Origin of the sequence: Micrococcus sp. TCR-5, assembly GCF_052220525.1 — a bacterium.
In the GTDB taxonomy this organism is placed as follows: domain Bacteria; phylum Actinomycetota; class Actinomycetes; order Actinomycetales; family Micrococcaceae; genus Micrococcus; species Micrococcus luteus.
This window is the reverse complement of sequence record NZ_JBQPDO010000001.1, coordinates 264,863-281,682: the sequence shown is the minus strand read 5'-3', so window position 1 is coordinate 281,682 and position 16,820 is coordinate 264,863. Positions and strand designations below refer to the sequence as shown.

Below are 16,820 nucleotides of genomic sequence, written 5' to 3'. Positions count from 1 at the left end.
CCCCCACTCTGCCATCCGCGCCCCGGGCGACGCGGCCGGAGGTCATGCGCGCCGCCACCGGTCCTCGACCCGTTCGGCCAGGCCCGCCCGCTGCAGCCGGGACAGACAGGCCAGGACGGTGGGCAGCGCGAGCCCGGCGCTGACGGTGATCCGGTCGACGGGCACCGCCTGGCGCAGGGGCAGCGCCTCGTGGACGAGGGCCTCCTCCATCGTGAGCCCGTCGGTGGGCCGCGCGGCAGGCTCGGGAGCTGCCCGGGTGGACGACGGCCCACCCGCGCCGCCGCTCCGGGCGGGCCCCTGACCGAGCAGGGCAAGGGCCTCCTGCTCGGTGGTGACGAGACGGGCGGGGCTCTCCTGCAGCAGACGGTGGCAGCCGGCGGAGCTGGGCGAGGTCACGGGGCCGGGGACGACGCCCACCTCGCGGCCGAGGCCGAACGCGTGGCCCGCCGTGTTCTGCGCTCCCGACCGCCAGCGCGCCTCGACCACCAGCACGGCCCCCGCGAGCGCGGCGATGACTCGGTTGCGCTGCAGAAACCGGTAGCGCGTGGGGCTCGCCCCGGGCGGCATCTCGGACACGAGCAGCCCGGCGGCCATCACCGCGCGGAGCAGGTCCTCGTGGCCGGCCGGGTAGAACCGGTCGAGGCCGCCGGCCAGCACCGCCACCGTGGGCGGGACGCCGTCGCGATCCGCCGCGTCTCCCGGTGCGGCGAGCGCCTGCAGCGCGGCCCGGTGGGCGGCGCCGTCGATGCCGTACGCGCCGCCGGAGATCACGCACGCGCCCTGCTGGACGGCGTGGGCGGCACAGCGGGCGGTCACCGTCCGCCCGTACGCGGTCGCCTCCCGGCTGCCGACGACGGCGAGCATCCGGTCCGCGGGAGGCAGCGTTCCGGAGCCGCGGAACCACAGGCCCAGAGGCGCCTCCTCGCCCAGGTCCGCCAGGGCGGCGGGCCAGGCGTCGTCCTCGGGGATCAGCAGGCCTCCCCCGAGCCGGTGCAGAGTCACGAGGTCGCGCTCCGGCTCCAGTCGGGCGGCCCGGGGCGCCCAGCGGGCCAGGCCCGCGGCCCAGCGCCGGGGCAGCGTGTCGGGCGTGCCGGCGTGATCGGCGAGCAGATCGCGTTCGGCGGGCTGGATCGTCTCCCGGCCCGTGAGCAGGGCGAGCGCCCGCTCCGGCCCCAGCGCCGTGACGGTCTGCACCGCGAGCGCGTCCCCGGGCTCGACCAGCCGGGTCAGGGCGGCGCGGGCGAGCCGGGCGGCGTCCGGCCGGCGCGGCCCGGCGACGGGGACGTGGTCTGCCGCCGGGGTGACGTGGGTGGTCATGCGTCCTCCTCGTTCTGGTGGCGCAGCGTGAGTGCCACGTCGGTGTCCTCGGGTGCGGGCCGTTCGGCGCCGCGCAGGTCCGCCAGGGTCCAGGCGAGGCGGAGGACGCGGGCGTGGCCGCGCGCGCTCAGCAGGCCCTGGTCGACGGCGTCGTCCGCGGGCCGGCGGGCCGCCCGGGGCACGGCGTACGGGCCGTGCCGCAGCACCGCGGCGGGGACGTGCGCGTTGCGGCGCAGCCCGGACGGGACGAGCCCGCGCTCTGCGGCGGTGGCCCAGCGTTGGGCCTGGCGGTCGGCGGCCGCGGCGACCCGGGCGGCCACCTGCGAGGTGGTCTCGGAGGCGGGCGCCCCCGTGAGCTGCCGCGCGTCGACGGGCCGCACGGTGACCTGCAGGTCGACACGGTCCAGCAGCGGTCCGGAGAGCCGCTGGGCGTAGCGGCGGCGTTCGGGCACGCTGCACCGGCACTCGACGCCCGTGCCGCCGCCCTTGCCGCACGGGCAGGGGTTGGCGGCCAGCACGAGCTGGAACCGGGCCGGGTAGACGACGGCGCCGAGGGCCCGGTGCAGCAGCACCTCCCCGGACTCGAGGGGCTGGCGCAGCGCCTCGAGGGTGCGTCGTTCGAACTCGGGGGCCTCGTCCAGGAACAGCACGCCGCCGTGGGCGAGGGAGGCCGCTCCCGGCCGGGCGAGGCCGCTGCCGCCGCCCACGAGGGCCGAGCGGGACGCCGAGTGGTGGGGTGCCTCGAACGGCGGGGTCCGGTCGATGTCACCGTCGAACCCCTGGGCCGTCCCGCCCCTGCGCCGGACACGGGCGGCGCCGCCGCGGAGGGAGCGCAGGGCGGCGCACTCGAGCGCGGTGCGCCGGTCCAGGGGCGGCAGGATTCCGGGCAGGCGCTCGGCCAGCATGGTCTTGCCCGCCCCCGGGGCGCCCATGAGCAGCAGGTGGTGGGCGCCGGCGGCTGCGACCTCGAGGGCGAACCGGGCCTCGGCCTGCCCGGCGACCTCGGCGAGGTCGGGCACCGCACGGGCCGGCTCCGGTTCCGGGGCTGTCACCTGCCGTCGGGCCGGGCGGCGGGGCGCCTCTCCGTCCGGTTCCCCGCCGAAGGCGCGGATGACGTCGTGCAGATGGGCGAAGCCGCGGACCTCGGCGCCGGGGACCAGTCGGGCCTCGGCCTCCGCGTCCTCGGCGACGACGATCTCGGAGCACCCCGCGTCGACGGCGGCCATCACCATCGCCACGGTCTCCGGCGAGCGGTGCAGGGCGCCGTCGAGGCCGAGCTCGGCCAGGAACACGGGCCCCTCGACGTTCCGCACCCGCCCGTCCGCGGCGTAGGCCGCCAGGACGATCGCCAGGTCGTGGCAGGCGCCCCGCTTGTGCACCCCCGCCGGCAGCAGGTTCACGGTCAGGTGCCGCCGGGTCAGGGGCAGTCCGGCGTTGCGCGCGGCGGAGCGGATGCGGTCCCGGCTCTCCTGCAGCGCCTGGTCCGGCAGGCCGAGGAGGGTGAACCCGGGCAGGGACTGGGCGATGTCCGCCTCGACGTGCACGACCTCCCCGCGCAGACCCGCCAGCGTGATGGAGCGGGTGCGTCCGATGCCGCTCACGGCCGCACGTCCTGCAGCAGATCGAAGCGGATCCCGCCCGTGCGCGGCACCAGCACGGCGACGGCGTCGACGCGCCAGGGCGTTCCCCGGCGCTCTCCGGCGTGTGTCCGCACCCATGCCGCGGTGAGGCGGTGCAGCCGGGTGAGCTTGCGCCGGTCGATCGACTCGAACGGGTCGCCGAAGGCCAGGCCCGAGCGGGTCTTCACCTCGACGCCCACCCACCAGCCGGCGTGCTGGGCCACGATGTCCAGCTCTCCGGCCTCACCCCGCCAGTTGCGGTCGGCGATCACGTAGCCGCGCTCGGCGAGCCAGCGTGCGGCGGCGTCCTCGCCGAACCGGCCCAGCGCCGTGTGCGCGCGGCTGGCGCGCCTGTCTCCGGGCGGCTGCGCCCCGATCCGTTCCGCGGTCCCCGTCATCCCGACCACCTCCTGGGCACCAGGGTGGTCCCGAGCAGGGTCGCCGGGTCGGCGACGGCGGGGATTGTGCGGGGCCGGACGCCTGTGCAGGAGTGGACGTCGGCGTCCCGCCCTCGGGGCCGATCAGGCGTGGGTCAGCTCGGCAGCTGGCCGTCCGGCGGGACCGTCAGGTCCTCGGTGGGCAGCTCCTCGATGTTCACGTCCTTGAAGGTCAGCACCTTCACGCGCTTGATGAACCGCTGCGTGCGGTACACGTCCCACACCCAGGCGTCCTCGAGCAGGATCTCGAAGAACACGTCCCCGTCCGCCTGGCGGGGCGTCAGCTGCACGTCGTTGGCGAGGTAGAAGCGCCGCTCGGTCTCCACGACGTAGCGGAACAGGCCCACCACGTCCCGGTACTCGCGGTAGAGCAGCAGCTCGGCCTCGGCCTCGAAGTCCTCGACGTCGTCTGCGCTCATGACATGCCTCCTCAGTGTTCGCCGCGCACCCGCGACAGTCCGGGCACGCACGGCCTCCATCCTCCCCCGTCCGGGGGTCGCACGTCGAACGGGCGGCCGCGCCCGGCCCCGGGGGCTCAGTCGAACAGCGTGGGCGGCGCCTGCGCGGGCGCGTCCGGCAGCCCGAGGTTCCAGCTGCGCCGGTGCTGCTCGCTCGCCCCGCGCTCGGCCAGGGCGGCCCGGTGCGCGGCTGAGCCGTACCCCTTGTTCCCGGCCCACCCGTACCCCGGGTGCGCCGCGTCGAGGGCGATCATGACGTCGTCGCGGGCCACCTTCGCGGCGATCGACGCGGCCGCCACCGTCGCGCACCGGTCCTCGGCCCGCACCAGCATCGTGGGCACGGGCGGCAGCGGGCGCGGCGCGGGCGCGGGGCCGGCGTCGGGATCGGAGCGGCTCAGCCAGTCGTCCCGGCCGTCGAGCACGAGGGCGACCGGCTCCTGCCCCACCGCGGCGTACAGCGCCGCCCACGCCCGGCGCCCGGCGAGGCCGAGGGCCGCCGAGATCCCGAGCGCGTCGATCTCCGCGGGGCCGGCCTCGCCCAGCGCCACCCCGGCCGCCCAGGCCTCGATCTGCGGGACCAGGGCGCGCCGGCGTCGGTCCGTGAGCGCCTTGGAGTCACGCACCGGAGGGATCTGCCCGGCGGCGGGCAGCCACGCGGCGCACACCCCGACGACGACGGGCCCGGCCAGCGCGCCACGGCCCACCTCGTCCATGCCCGCCACGAGCACCCGGTCCACTCCCCGCGCGGCGAGGACCGGCGCGGCCAGCCCCGCCTCGACGTCCAGGCCGGCGCGCACCGTCGGCCGGCCACCGCCCCGGCTCGCGGTCACGTGCGGGCCTCCGGCGCGGGCGCGTCCGGCACGGCGGCGAACGCGTCGGGGTCGGCGCCGGCGCCGCCGATCCGGTCCAGCGGCCAGACCACGAGCCGGGCGCGGCCCACCACGTCGTCGAGGGCCACGAACCCGCCCCCGGGCCCGGCGCGGTGCGCGCGGGAGTCCGCCGACGCCGAGCGATGGTCGCCGAGCACCCACAGTCGCCCCGCGGGGACGGTCACCTCGAACGCCTCCTGCGCGGGCGTCTCCCCCGGCGCGAGGTACGGCTCATCCACGGGCACCCCGTTCACGCGCAGCGTCTCCTCGCCGGGCGTCCAGGAGACGGTGTCCCCCGGCAGCCCGACGGCCCGCTTGATCACGTGGCCGCCCCCGGGCAGCCAGCCCTTCGTGTCTTCGAACACCACCACGTCACCGCGGCGCACCGGGAACGGGTCCGGGGTGAGCAGCGTGGCGACCACGCGGTCGCCGGCCTGCAGCCCGGGCTCCATGGACGAGGACGGGATGGCGTACATGCGCGCCAGGAAGGCCCACGCCAGCACGCAGGCGAGTACGGTCACGGCGGCGGCGATCAGCGCGGTGCGGCGCCCCGTCACGGCGTGTCCCCGGAGGGGGCGTCCACGGTCCCGCGGCGGGCCAGGGGCCACACGATCTCCGCGGCCCGGCCCTCGACCCGCTCGAGCGGGATGAGCCCGCCGCCGGGGGCGCCCAGCAGTGCGCGGGAGTCCCGGGAGGCGGCGCGGTGGTCGCCCAGGACGACCATGCGCCCGTCGGGCACCTCGAAGGACCAGGTCCCTGCCGCGGCCGGCTCGTCTGCGGTCACGGGCCTGCCGAGATACGGCTCGTTCAGCGGCTCACCGTTGCGCAGCAGCCGGCCGTCCGGGGCGCAGCACTCGAGGCGGTCCCCCGGCAGGGCCAGCACGCGCTTGACGAAGACGTCCTCGGCCGCGCCGACACCCCACCACCGGGCGACGTCCTCGAGGCCGCGCTCGAGCGATCCGGCCGAACGGTACGGCGCCAGGCTGCCGGCGCCGTCGAACACCACCACGTCGCCGTGGTGCAGGCCCTGCCCGCCGGCCGCGGCGGCCTCCACCCGCACGCGGTCGCCGGGCTGCAGGGTCGGCTCCATCGACCCGGAGGGGATGAGGTAGACGGGGCCGGTGAGGGCTCGCAGCACCGCGGCCACCACGACGGCGGCCACCACGGTCAGGCCGAGCCACGCCCACCAGCGGCTCGTGCCGGAGGCGGGGGCCGCCGTCGGGCCCGAGGAGGAGCCGGCCCCGGACGCGACGGAGCCCCGTGACCGGCGGGGGTCACGGGGCTCCGAGGTGCGCATGGGTCGATCACCGGTCGGCGGGGCCGACCGGGATGATCACTTGGCGTCGGCGCGCTTCTCGCGGATGCGGGCGGCCTTGCCGTGGCGGTCGCGCATGTAGTACAGCTTCGCGCGGCGCACGTCGCCCTTGGTGACGACCTCGATCTTGTCGATGACCGGGGAGTGCACCGGGAACACGCGCTCCACGCCGATGCCGAAGGACACCTTGCGGACGCGGAAGGTCTCGCGCACGCCGTAGCCCTGACGGCCCATGACGTAGCCCTGGAACACCTGGACGCGGGCGGTCTTGCCCTCGATGATGTTCACGTGCACCTTGACGGTGTCGCCGGGGGCGAACTCCGGGATGTCGTCGCGCAGCGTCTTCTTGTCGAACGAGTCGAGAATGTGCATGTCATCTCTCCTGGCGGATGCCACAGGTCAACCGCGTGGTATGCGGGCGCACGGCCCGTCCACGTCCGCATGACGAGGGGGCCGGGTCCCGAGCCGAGGGCCGGGCTCCGCACGTGGGGTGCGGTCCCGGGGTCCGATCCGTTGACGCGCGCCCCCTGTGGCAGGTCGGGCGTCCGGCGGACGCGAGGATCCATTATGCCACAGCCGACGACGTCGCGACGCCCCTCCGGCCCGTCGGGCGCGGCGGGTCAGGCCTCGGAGCCGTACGCCGCCCACAGGTCCGGTCGCCGCTCGCGCGTGCGCTCCTTCTGCTGGGCCCGACGCCAGGCCGCGACCTTGCCGTGGTCGCCCGAGAGCAGCACGGGCGGCACCGCACGGCCCCGCCAGTCCGCGGGCTTGGTGTAGACCGGGTACTCCAGCAGGCCGTCCTCGTGGGACTCCTCGACGAGCGAGGCCGGGTTGCCCACGACGCCCGGCACGAGGCGGCCGACGGCCTCGATCATCGCCAGCGCCGCGACCTCGCCGCCGTTGAGCACGTAGTCGCCCAGCGAGACCAGCCGCACCTCGAAGAGCTCCTCGGCCCAGCCGAAGACGCGCTCGTCGATCCCCTCGTAGCGGCCGCACGCGATCGCCACGTGCTCCCGGCCCGCCAGTTCCCGGGCGAACCGCTGGGTGAAGCGCTCCCCCGAGGGCGTCGGCACGAGCAGCACGGGGCGGTCCCCCGGCTCCGCCGACGACGACTCGGCGGGGGCCGGTGACACGGGCCCCTGGGCCGCCACGTGCTCGAGCGCGAGCGCCCACGGCTCCGGTTTCATCACCATGCCGGCGCCGCCGCCGTAGGGCGTGTCGTCCACGGTGCGGTGCCGGTCGAAGGTGAAGTCGCGCAGGTCGTGGACGTGCACGTCCACGAGGCCCTCGCGGCGGGCACGGCCCAGCAGCGAGACGTCGAGCACCGCGAGGTACTCGGGGAAGATCGTGACGACGTCGAAGCGCACCGCTCGGTCCTCCGCATCCGCATCGGCGGGCCCGTCTACGGCGCCCTCGTCCTCGCCGGTGGCGAGCTCGAGCAGCCCCGGCGGCGGGGTCAGCACGAGCACGCCGGCCTCGGAGTCGATCTCCGGGACGATCTCCTCGACGAAGGGCACCAGGGCCTCCTCCTCGACGCCGTCCAACGCGACGTGCAGCAGATCCTGGACCGCCCCGGTGGTCAGGGCCGTGACGACGCCGACGCGCTCGCCGTCGACCCGCACCTCGAGGTCCACGAGGTCCTCCTCGTACCACTCGTCGGACTCCTCGGGCGCGGCGGGAACGGCGAACAGCTGGGCGCCGCGCAGGGTCTCGGCGACGTTGCGGTCCGGCGACTCCTCGAAGCCGACCACAAGGATCTGCTTGTTCCACCGGGCGCGGGTGACGGTGAGCTCCGCCGGCAGGCCCGGGGCGCCGTCGCGCACCACGAGGCGCTCGCCGGGGGCGAAGCGGGCATCCGGGTCGTCGGTGAAGACCTGCACGGTCACCTCGCCGCGGATGCCGTGCGGCTTGCCGATGCGGGCGACGCGGACGAGGTCGTCCTGGGCTGCGGGACTCATGGGCTCTCCTGGGTGGGACGGTCGGTGGCGGGAGGGGGCGGGGCCGGAAGACGACGACGGCCCGCCGGCCCGGTGAGGGGCGGGCGGGCCGTGCGTCACGGGCCGTCAGGAGCGGCGGTCGGTCTCCACCACGTCCACGCGGACGGGGTGGCCGGCCAGGCCGTCCAGCACGGTGCGCAGCGCGGTGGCGGTGCGACCCTGGCGGCCGATCACGCGACCCAGGTCCTCGGGGGCCACGCGGACCTCCAGCATGTCGCCGCGCCGCTGGGAGCGGGCGTCCACGCGGACCGCCTCGGGCGTGTCCACGATGCCGCGCACCAGGTGCTCGAGGGCCTCGGTCAGCATGGTCACTCGGACTTCTCGGCGTCCTCGGCCGGCGCCTCAGCGGCCTCCTCGGCCGGAGCCTCGGCGGCCTGCTCGGACTCGGCCGGGGCCTCCTCCTGCTTCGGCTCCTCCGGCAGGATGACCGAGCCCTTCTCGGGGGCCACGAAGGCCTCCTTCTCGGACTTGGACTTCAGGGTGCCCTCGGCGCCCGACTCGCCCTTGAACTTCTGCCAGTCACCGGTGACCTTCAGCAGCGCGGCGACCTGCTCGGTCGGCTGGGCGCCGACGGAGAGCCAGTACTGGGCGCGCTCCGAGTCGATCTCGATGAACGAGGGCTCCTCGGTGGGGTGGTACTTGCCGATCTCCTCGATGGCACGGCCATCGCGGCGGGTGCGCGAGTCCATGACGACGACGCGGTAGAACGGGGCGCGGATCTTGCCGAACCGCTTCAGACGAATCTTGACAGCCACGAGTGTGGTTCTCCTTCAGTGGATCTGGGGGGCCGGGGCACGACGCCGCGTGGGGGCAGCGGGCGTCGACGACCTGGCACACGGAACGGAGCGCAGCGGAGGATAGAGGGTCGTCCGGGCTCACGCTCAGTACCGTGCCATTCTGCCAGATCGGGCGGGCCGGTGCACACCCGGCGCGCCGCGACCGAGCAGCGGGCGGCTCAGCGGTCCTTGAGGTACTTCTCGAAGCCCGCCGGCAGGTTGAGGGTGGACGGGTCGAAGCCCTCCATGCCCGCGCCGTCGCGGCCGAACACCGCCCCGGCCTGCGCCTGGGCGGCGCGGGCGCGCCGCTCCTCGATCGCCTTGCGCTCGGCCGCGGCCTTGGCCGGGTTGCCGGACTTCACGCGATCGCGCTTCGCGTTCTTGCCCTTGCCCTTCGTCTTGCGGGAGGCGCCGCCCGGCATCCCGGGCATGCCCGGGATGCCACCGCCGGCGGCCATGCGCTTCATCATCTTCTGCGCCTCGGCGAAGCGCTCGAGCAGGCCGTTGACCTCGGACACGCTCACGCCCGAGCCGCGGGCGATGCGGGCACGGCGCGAGCCGTTGATGATCTTGGGGGCCACGCGCTCGTGCGGGGTCATCGAGTGGATGATCGCCTCGACGCGGCCGATCGACGACTCGTCGAACTGCTCAAGCTGCTGCCGCATGCCCTGGGCGCCCGGCATCATCATGAGCATCTTCTTCAGCGAGCCCATCTTCTTGAGCTGCTGCATCTGGGCGAGGAAGTCGTCGAGGGTGAAGTCCTCCTGGTCCGCGAACTTGCGGGCCATCTTCTCGGCCTCGGTGCGGTCCCAGTTCTGCTCGGCCTGCTCGATCAGGGAGAGCACGTCGCCCATGTCGAGGATGCGCGAGGCCATGCGGTCCGGGTGGAAGACCTCGAAGTCCTTCAGGCCCTCGCCCGTGGAGGCGAACATGATCGGCTTGCCGGTCACGTGGCGGACGGACAGCGCGGCGCCGCCGCGCGCGTCGCCGTCGAGCTTGGTGAGCACGACGCCGGTGAAGCCGACGCCCTCGTTGAACGCCTGGGCCGTGGCCACGGCGTCCTGGCCGATCATCGCGTCGATGACGAAGAGCACCTCGTCCGGGTCCACGGCGGCGCGGATGTCTGCGGCCTGCTGCATGAGCTCGGCGTCCACGCCGAGGCGGCCCGCGGTGTCGATGATGACCACGTCGTGGTACTTCGTGTTGGCCTCGGCGACGCCGTCGCGGGCCACCTGCACCGGGTCGCCGGAGGCGGCCTCGAACTCGGAGGAGACGCCGGGGTGCGGCGCGTAGACCGGGACGCCGGCGCGCTCGCCGCCGACCTGCAGCTGCTTCACGGCGTTCGGGCGCTGGAGGTCGCAGGCCACGAGCAGCGGGGTGTGGCCCTGGGACTTGAGCAGGTGGGCGAGCTTGCCGGCGAGGGTCGTCTTGCCGGCGCCCTGCAGGCCCACGAGCATGATGACGGTGGTGCCCGTCTTGGCGTGCTGGATGCGCCGGGTCTCACCGCCGAGGATGCCCACGAGCTCCTCGTTGACGATCTTCACGACCTGCTGGCCCGGGTTCAGGGCCTGGGCCACCTCGGCGCTGAGGGCGCGCTCCTTGATCTGCGCGATGAACTGGCGGACCACGGGCACGGCGACGTCGGCGTCCAGGAGGGCGCGGCGGATCTCGCGTGCGGTGGCGTCGATGTCCGCCTCGCTCAGCCGCCCCTTGCCCTTGAGGCTGCGGAAGGTGGCTGTGAGGCGGTCGGACAGGGAGTTGAACACGGCGGGTGTGATCCTTCGAAGCGGGGTCGACTGAGCCGGACGCGGTCGGTCGCGGGCGCCGCGGCATCCACCGCGGCGCCCGCCAAGCCTAGCAACCGACCGGCCTCACCCGTCCGCGGCGGCTCACCGCGCCTCGGCGGGGACGGGCACCCCGCCGAAGCCGACGTCGTAGTGGTAGGCCGACTCGTCGTGCAGGGTGAGGTCCACGCCGCGCTCCTCGTCCTCCTCGCTCACGCGCAGGCCCAGGGTGGCCTTGAGCACGAGCGCGATGAGGAAGGTGAGCACCGCGGTGAACACCACGGCCACGACGACGGCCACCGTCTGGGCCAGCAGCAGACGGCCGTCCCCGCCGTAGAACAGGCCCGCGGGGCCCTCGGAGGGCAGGGCGAAGAAGCCGATGAGCACGGTGCCCAGGATGCCGGCGGTCAGGTGCACGCCCACCACGTCGAGGGAGTCGTCGAAGCCGAGGCGGTACTTGAGGTTCACGGCCAGGGCGCTGGCCGCGCCGGAGGCCACGCCGATCACCAGGGCGCCGAGCGGGCTGACGAAGGCGCACGCCGGAGTGATGCCGACGAGGCCGGCCACGATGCCGGAGGCGGTGCCGATCGAGGTCGGGCGGCCGCGGCGCACCCACTCCACCACGACCCAGCCGAGCATGCCGGCCGCGGCGGCGGCCAGGGTGTTGATCCAGATCAGGCCGAGCTGGCCCGTGTCGCCGGCGGCGCCGCCGTTGAAGCCGAACCAGCCGAACCACAGCAGGGCGGCGCCCAGCATGGTGAAGGGCACGTTGTGCGGCTTGTGGCCGGGGTCCACGCCGAAGCCCTTGCGCTTGCCCATCATCAGGGCCAGGACGAGCGCCGCCACGCCGGCGCTGATGTGCACCACGAGGCCGCCGGCGAAGTCCAGGGCCTCGCCGAGGCGCGAGCCGATGGCGCCCTCCTCGGCGAGCAGGCCGCCGCCCCACACCATGTAGGCCAGCGGCGCGTAGACCAGGGTCACCCACACCGGCACGAACACGCACCAGGTGAGGAAGCGGGCGCGGTCCGCGACCGCGCCCGAGATGAGGGCCACCGTGATGATGGCGAAGGTGGCGCCGAAGCCGGCGGCGATCAGACCGCCCTCCTCCATCGCGGTGGTGAGGCCGGGGTCGGCCAGCGGGCTGCCGACGAGGCCGAGCCAGCCCTCGCCGCCGGTCATGCCGGAGACCCAGAGGATCCACACGACGCCGACCAGGCCCATCGAGACGAAGGACATCATCATCATGTTCAGCGCGGACTTCGAGCGGGTCATCCCGCCGTAGAACAAGGCGAGCCCCGGTGTCATCAAGAGGACGAGGCCTGCGCTCACCACCATCCACACGGTTCCGGCGTCCAGGGTCATCTCGTTCATGGGCGTCTCCTCGGTCTGAGCCGGACGCCCGCCGCGTCGACGCCGTTCGTCCGGCGTCGTCGCCCGGTCCAGGATCGGACCGTTGCTCAAGGAGCGTAGCGGAGCGTGAGGCGCGGCACGGTGGCGCGCACGGAATCGGACGCAATGTGACGCGCCGCGCCGCCGGGGGTGACCGGGGACGCAGCGGGCCCCTCCCGACGACGTCGGAAGGGGCCCGGTGCGCGGCGCGGCGGGTCAGTCGGCCAGCAGCGCGTCCACGAAGCCCTCGGCGGTGAACGGCGCGAGGTCATCGGGGCCCTCGCCGAGGCCGATCAGCTTGACGGGCACGCCGAGCTGGCGCTGGATGGCGATCACGATGCCGCCCTTGGCGGTGCCGTCCAGCTTGGTCAGCACGATGCCGGTGACGTCCACGACCTCGGCGAACACCTTCGCCTGGGTCAGGCCGTTCTGGCCGGTGGTGGCGTCGAGGACGAGCAGGACCTCGTCCACCTCGGCCTGCTTCTCGATGACGCGCTTGATCTTGCCGAGCTCGTCCATGAGGTTGGCCTTGTTCTGCAGGCGGCCCGCGGTGTCCACGAGCACGACGTCGACGCCCTCGGCGATGCCGCGCTCCACGGCCTCGAAGGCGACGGACGCCGGGTCGGCGCCCTCCTTCTCGGAGCGGACGGTCTCGACGCCCACGCGGGCACCCCACGTGGCGAGCTGCTCGGCGGCGGCGGCGCGGAAGGTGTCCGCGGCGCCGAGCACGACGGTGCGGTCCTCCGCCACGAGCACGCGGGCGAGCTTGCCCACGGTGGTGGTCTTGCCGACGCCGTTGACGCCCACGACCATGGTCACGGCGGGGCGGTCGCCCTTGCGGGTCGCGGCGAGACGGCGGTCCATCGAGGGGTCCACCATCGCCACGAGCTCCTCGCGCAGCAGGGTGCGCACCTGCTCGGGGTCACGCGTGCCCTCGACCGTGACGCGGGCCTTGAGGCGGTCGACGAGCTCCAGGGTGGGCTCGGTGCCGAGGTCCGCCATCAGCAGCGTCTCCTCGATCTCGTCCCACACGTCGTCGTCGATGCGGTCCTGGGACAGCAGCGCCAGCAGGCCCTTGCCGAAGACGTTGTTGGACTTGAGCAGGCGGGCCCGCAGGCGGGCCAGGCGCGAGCCGGCGGCCTCGGGCCGCTCGTACTCGGGCTTCGCCGGGGCGGTCTCCGCCTCCTCGACGACGGTGGGCTCCGGCTCGGCGACGACGGGCGGCGCCTCGTCGACCTCGGGGCGTTCCAGGACGGCGGTGGAGCCCGACGGGGCCGCGTGCCGCGGGCTCGGGCGCGGGTCGTCCGCGTCCCGCACTTCCTGGTACGACCCCTTCGGCGGGGCGGGGCGCCGGTCCAGCAGGCCGACGAGCACGCCGCCCAGCAGCAGGGCGGCCACGACTGAGACTATGAGCACGATTTCCACGGGCCCAGTCTGTCACACGGGCCGTCGCCCGCCCCGGGCCGCACGGTTCACGTCAGGCGGGAGAGGGTGCCGTCCTGCTGCACCGCGACTCGGGCGTGCCCATCCTCGCTCCGGACCGTGAGGATGACGGAGCCGTCGGGGGCGCTCTCACTGTCCACCTTCACGGCGTCACCCGCGGCGGCCGGGACGAGCACACTCACGATCGCGGACTCGGCTCCGGTCGAACGGAACGCGACCTGAGTCGCCTCCTCCCGTTCCTGCTCTGCGGGGTAGTGCCATCCGTGGTGGGCGTGGCCGCCCTCGACGTCGGTCTCGCCCCGTCGCAGGTGCACACCGCCACGCGGCACCGGCTCACCGTCCAGGCGCACCTGCACCAGGGTCGTCGATTCGCCGGAGCCTGCGTCCACCGCCCGGACGGTGTCCTCGGAGACCCTCTCTGCCGAGAACTCCGCCGGAAGATTCCAGAGCGTCTCGACCACATGGTCCGTCCGGCCGTCGAGGATGCGAGTGCGATCCACGATGACGGCGACGTCCGGGTCGGTGAGCACGAGAACAGAACGGGCCCGCTCCCCGCCGACGTCCAGGTTCTGGCGCGCCGTCGCACCGTCGGCAGAGCCATCCGACGACACCCACACATCACCCCGCTCGGCGGGACCCGCGCCCGGGTACTCGTCGAGCGTCGGAATGTGGATCACGTTGTGCGCAGTCGGCCCCAGACCCCACGGTCGCCAACTGTCCTCGACGATGCCGGGATGTCCCCCGTCTTCGACGATCTGGCGACCGCGCGCCGTGTACAGGAACTGCATCAGATCACCGCGGTGGGACTTCGTCTCCCGCCCCGTGCCCGTGCGCAGCATCCACGCGGCGGCGTCCGCGAAGCCGTCGTCGGGAGTTCCCCAGGATGACCGGCCGAATACGGGGCCGGAGTCAAAAGCACGGACACGGTCGGCGGACGCGACGCCCTCCGCCCCGTCGGTGGCCGCGTAGCGCAGCTCATCGCTCATGCCGTCGAATGGCTTGACAGGGAACTCTGCACTGTCCCCGTATTGCCAATATGAGCCCGTCGAATCAACCATATGAGGAAGGGCTTGACCCATTTTTTCCACCCCATCCTCGAAGGCGCCGGATTCGACCCCGCATCGGGCTGCCGTCTCATCGATGGCTTGGAAGAGCACATAGTTGAATTGCGCGTAATGCGGTGCCGCTTCGTTGCTGAGGCCCTGGTCGTCCACCTGGAAGGGGATATCTCCTTCGGCGCGCTCCATGGCGTGCTCCATCCAGTCCGGTCGGCCCAGAACGCACCCGGCGCCCAGAAGAGCCAGATTCTCCATCGACCCGTGATTGTGCCGCTTCGAGTAGCGCGCCATGTTCTGCGCTGCGTGCTGGCCGATCAGATCATCCAGCCAGGCATACTCCTCCGGCAGACTGCCGTCCTTGGCAAGTTCAGCAGAACGTGCTGCGCGGTCGGCGACCACTTCACGGAAGCAGAGGAGGACCCCCATGCGATGATGGTTGGCCTCCGCATCATCATGGTCGCCGCCCCATCCGCCCTCGTGGTCAGCCCGCCAATCGCGTATGACCCGCTCAGCGACACCGAGGGCCTCCTCGTCGCCTTCCCGGCCGGCTTCGATGCTGGGCCCGATCCACCTGAGGGAAGACAGCCACAGACGCCAGCCTTCGTCCTGGTAAGGATCTACATCCCAGTCGATGTCACCCGATCCGTCACCCACCGCGACGGGATCGAACTGGCGCCACCCGTAGACGTCCCGCGCGTTGGTCTCCACGGTGTTGAATCTCTGGAGCTGCCCATAGCCTCGACACGGAGAGAGGCTTGCGCGTTCGACGGCGGTCATGGGGTGGCCAGCTGTCTGGGGAGGATCCCCGGACTCGTCGCCGGGCGCCGCGGCAGGGTGAGGTGCACAGCCCGCCAACCCGACGGCAGCGGCCAGCAGGCCGGCGCAGACGCGGAACATCCGGCGACGGCCGGAGGAAGAACGGTGGTCCATCTCACCAGGATCCCACGAGGCGTGGCGGACGTCGCCCCGGGCCGCCCACCCGGCGCCGTGCGAAGATGGCGGTCATGCCGTCGTCGTCCGCCCGCTCCTCGCGGGTCCCCCTGCCCCGTGAGATCAAGGTCCTCGTCGCCGCCGCGTTCGTCATCGCGATCGGCTTCGGCATCATCGCCCCGCTGCTGCCGCAGTACGCGGCGACGTTCGACGCGTCCGCCGTCGGGGTGGCCGCCGTCGTGTCCGTGTTCGGGCTGACCCGCCTCCTGTTCGCCCCGGTCTCCGGCAAGCTGACGAACCGGCTCGGCGAGACGCCCGTGTACATGACGGGCGTGCTGATCGTGGCCGCGTCCATGTTCCTGGTGGCCTTCGCGCAGACTTTCCCGCAGCTGCTCCTCTTCCGGGCGCTCGGCGGCGTCGGCTCCACCCTCTTCACCGTGTCCGCGATGGCGTTCCTGGCCCGCAAGTCCCCGCCCACGATGCGTGGCCGAATCTCGGGCGCCTACGCATCCGCGTTCCTGATCGGCAACATCGTGGGTCCGATCGTAGGCTCCGCCCTGGCCGTCTTCGGGTACCGGGCCCCGTTCCTCATCTACGGCAGCTCCCTGGTGGTGGCGGCGGCCCTCGTCTTCTTCCTGCTCAAGGACACCCGGCTCGCGGACCGCGCCGTCCGCGACGTCCGCCCCGCCATGCCGATCCGGGAGGCCCTGGCCAACCCGTCCTACCGGGCCGCGCTGGTCTCCTTCTTCGCCAACGGCTGGGCGACGTTCGGGGTGCGGAACTCGGTGATGCCCCTGTTCGCGGCCACCGCCTTCGCCGGCACGGCGCTGCTGGGCTGGGAGGTGGACGGCGCGCTCATGGCGGGCCTGGCCCTGTCCGTGTTCGCGCTCGGCAACGTCACCGCCGTGACGTTCAGCTCGCGGCTGTCCGACCGGCATGGACGCCGTCCGCTGATCCTCGCGGGCCTGCTCGTCATGGCCGTCACCACCGGGGTGATCGGCTGGATGAGCTCGCCCGCGCTCTTCCTGCTCGCGTGCCTGCTGGCCGGCGCCGGCACGGGCACCCTCAACGCCCCGCAGCAGGCGGCCATCGGCGACGTCGTCGGCCAGGGGCGGCGCTCCGGCGCTGTGATGTCCACCGCCCAGATGTCCGCCGACCTGGGCGCCATCTCCGGTCCGCTGCTGGCCGGGCTCGTGGTGGACACCGCCGGCTACGGATGGGCGTTCGCGCTCACCGGCGGCGTCATCCTGCTCGGCGCGCTCGCGTGGTGGCGTGCCCCGGAGACCAATCTGCCGATCGTGCCCGGTGGGCCCCGCACCGGGTCCCTGCCGCTGGTCCGCCCGGAGGACGCCCGGGTGACCCCGCGCGAGGACGGGTGAAGTCGGGGGCACGCACGAGGCCGCCGTCCCCGCGGGGACGGCGGCCTCG

16 protein-coding genes and 1 pseudogene are annotated in these 16,820 nt (G+C 73.9%); 1 reads left to right on the top strand and 16 read right to left on the bottom strand.

The window, feature by feature from the left end; genetic code table 11:
* Positions 1 to 42: 42 nt before the first annotated feature.
* The 16 genes and pseudogenes from ACTSKS_RS01300 to ACTSKS_RS01225 form a co-directional block, all read right to left on the bottom strand.
* Positions 43 to 1,317 (bottom strand): DNA-processing protein DprA, encoded by a 1,275-nt coding sequence (locus tag ACTSKS_RS01300; protein WP_020624515.1) that lies wholly within the window; start codon positions 1,315 to 1,317, stop codon positions 43 to 45.
* Positions 1,314 to 2,918 (bottom strand): YifB family Mg chelatase-like AAA ATPase, encoded by a 1,605-nt coding sequence (locus ACTSKS_RS01295; protein ID WP_041103126.1) that lies wholly within the window; start codon positions 2,916 to 2,918, stop codon positions 1,314 to 1,316. Before ACTSKS_RS01295 ends, ACTSKS_RS01300 begins: the two co-directional genes overlap by 4 nt.
* Complete coding sequence (locus ACTSKS_RS01290; RefSeq protein ID WP_041103128.1) at positions 2,915 to 3,334, bottom strand: YraN family protein; 420 nt, start codon at positions 3,332 to 3,334, stop codon at positions 2,915 to 2,917. Before ACTSKS_RS01290 ends, ACTSKS_RS01295 begins: the two co-directional genes overlap by 4 nt.
* Before the next feature lie 134 nt (positions 3,335 to 3,468).
* Positions 3,469 to 3,792 carry a DUF2469 domain-containing protein gene (locus ACTSKS_RS01285; protein ID WP_041103130.1) on the bottom strand — a complete coding sequence of 108 codons (324 nt, stop codon included), beginning with the start codon at positions 3,790 to 3,792 and terminating at the stop codon, positions 3,469 to 3,471.
* A gap of 116 nt (positions 3,793 to 3,908) precedes the next feature.
* Positions 3,909 to 4,661 (bottom strand): ribonuclease HII, encoded by a 753-nt coding sequence (locus ACTSKS_RS01280; protein ID WP_044659137.1) that lies wholly within the window; start codon positions 4,659 to 4,661, stop codon positions 3,909 to 3,911.
* Entirely contained in the window at positions 4,658 to 5,257 is a 600-nt protein-coding gene (lepB, locus tag ACTSKS_RS01275) for a signal peptidase I (protein ID WP_020625065.1), read from the bottom strand. The genes ACTSKS_RS01280 and lepB (ACTSKS_RS01275) overlap by 4 nt, the downstream gene beginning before the upstream one ends.
* Positions 5,254 to 5,997, bottom strand: a complete 744-nt coding sequence (gene lepB, locus ACTSKS_RS01270; protein ID WP_020625066.1) for a signal peptidase I — start codon at positions 5,995 to 5,997, stop codon at positions 5,254 to 5,256. The genes lepB (ACTSKS_RS01275) and lepB (ACTSKS_RS01270) overlap by 4 nt, the downstream gene beginning before the upstream one ends.
* A gap of 36 nt (positions 5,998 to 6,033) precedes the next feature.
* Positions 6,034 to 6,387: a 50S ribosomal protein L19 gene (gene rplS / locus ACTSKS_RS01265; RefSeq protein ID WP_002853821.1), complete on the bottom strand. Its 354-nt coding sequence runs from the start codon at positions 6,385 to 6,387 to the stop codon at positions 6,034 to 6,036.
* A 248-nt stretch (positions 6,388 to 6,635) separates the two neighbouring features.
* A complete protein-coding gene (gene trmD / locus ACTSKS_RS01260; protein ID WP_060974134.1) occupies positions 6,636 to 7,382 on the bottom strand; it encodes a tRNA (guanosine(37)-N1)-methyltransferase TrmD in 747 nt (248 codons plus the stop codon).
* Positions 7,383 to 7,466: 84 nt separating this feature from the next.
* Positions 7,467 to 7,973, bottom strand: a pseudogene (gene rimM / locus ACTSKS_RS01255) (ribosome maturation factor RimM); the annotation flags it as partial.
* Positions 7,974 to 8,078: 105 nt separating this feature from the next.
* Entirely contained in the window at positions 8,079 to 8,318 is a 240-nt protein-coding gene (locus tag ACTSKS_RS01250) for an RNA-binding protein (RefSeq protein ID WP_029248213.1), read from the bottom strand.
* A 2-nt stretch (positions 8,319 to 8,320) separates the two neighbouring features.
* Entirely contained in the window at positions 8,321 to 8,767 is a 447-nt protein-coding gene (rpsP, locus tag ACTSKS_RS01245) for a 30S ribosomal protein S16 (protein ID WP_020628324.1), read from the bottom strand.
* A gap of 200 nt (positions 8,768 to 8,967) precedes the next feature.
* Positions 8,968 to 10,554: a signal recognition particle protein gene (gene ffh / locus ACTSKS_RS01240; RefSeq protein WP_060973685.1), complete on the bottom strand. Its 1,587-nt coding sequence runs from the start codon at positions 10,552 to 10,554 to the stop codon at positions 8,968 to 8,970.
* Between the two features lie 123 nt (positions 10,555 to 10,677).
* Positions 10,678 to 11,943, bottom strand: a complete 1,266-nt coding sequence (locus ACTSKS_RS01235) for an ammonium transporter (protein ID WP_044659143.1) — start codon at positions 11,941 to 11,943, stop codon at positions 10,678 to 10,680.
* A gap of 234 nt (positions 11,944 to 12,177) precedes the next feature.
* The gene (gene ftsY, locus ACTSKS_RS01230) at positions 12,178 to 13,386 is read right to left on the bottom strand and encodes a signal recognition particle-docking protein FtsY (RefSeq protein ID WP_181816366.1); all 1,209 of its coding nucleotides are present in this window, start codon (positions 13,384 to 13,386) and stop codon (positions 12,178 to 12,180) included.
* Between the two features lie 47 nt (positions 13,387 to 13,433).
* On the bottom strand, positions 13,434 to 15,170 hold the full coding sequence (locus tag ACTSKS_RS01225) for an alginate lyase family protein (protein ID WP_185194693.1): 1,737 nt from the start codon (positions 15,168 to 15,170) through the stop codon (positions 13,434 to 13,436).
* Between the two features lie 296 nt (positions 15,171 to 15,466).
* On the opposite strand from ACTSKS_RS01225, the gene ACTSKS_RS01220 reads away from it, so the two are divergent.
* Positions 15,467 to 16,771: an MFS transporter gene (locus ACTSKS_RS01220; RefSeq protein WP_135039968.1), complete on the top strand. Its 1,305-nt coding sequence runs from the start codon at positions 15,467 to 15,469 to the stop codon at positions 16,769 to 16,771.
* Positions 16,772 to 16,820: the final 49 nt, after the last annotated feature.

Coding starts and splice junctions, on each gene's coding strand:
- ACTSKS_RS01300 (WP_020624515.1), bottom strand. CDS start 1,317: ATGACCACCCACGTCACCCCGGCGGCAGACCACGTCCCCGTCGCCGGG.
- ACTSKS_RS01290 (WP_041103128.1), bottom strand. CDS start 3,334: ATGACGGGGACCGCGGAACGGATCGGGGCGCAGCCGCCCGGAGACAGG.
- ACTSKS_RS01285 (WP_041103130.1), bottom strand. CDS start 3,792: ATGAGCGCAGACGACGTCGAGGACTTCGAGGCCGAGGCCGAGCTGCTG.
- lepB (WP_020625066.1), bottom strand. CDS start 5,997: ATGCGCACCTCGGAGCCCCGTGACCCCCGCCGGTCACGGGGCTCCGTC.
- rplS (WP_002853821.1), bottom strand. CDS start 6,387: ATGCACATTCTCGACTCGTTCGACAAGAAGACGCTGCGCGACGACATC.
- ACTSKS_RS01250 (WP_029248213.1), bottom strand. CDS start 8,318: ATGCTGACCGAGGCCCTCGAGCACCTGGTGCGCGGCATCGTGGACACG.
- ACTSKS_RS01235 (WP_044659143.1), bottom strand. CDS start 11,943: ATGAACGAGATGACCCTGGACGCCGGAACCGTGTGGATGGTGGTGAGC.
- ACTSKS_RS01220 (WP_135039968.1), top strand. CDS start 15,467: ATGCCGTCGTCGTCCGCCCGCTCCTCGCGGGTCCCCCTGCCCCGTGAG.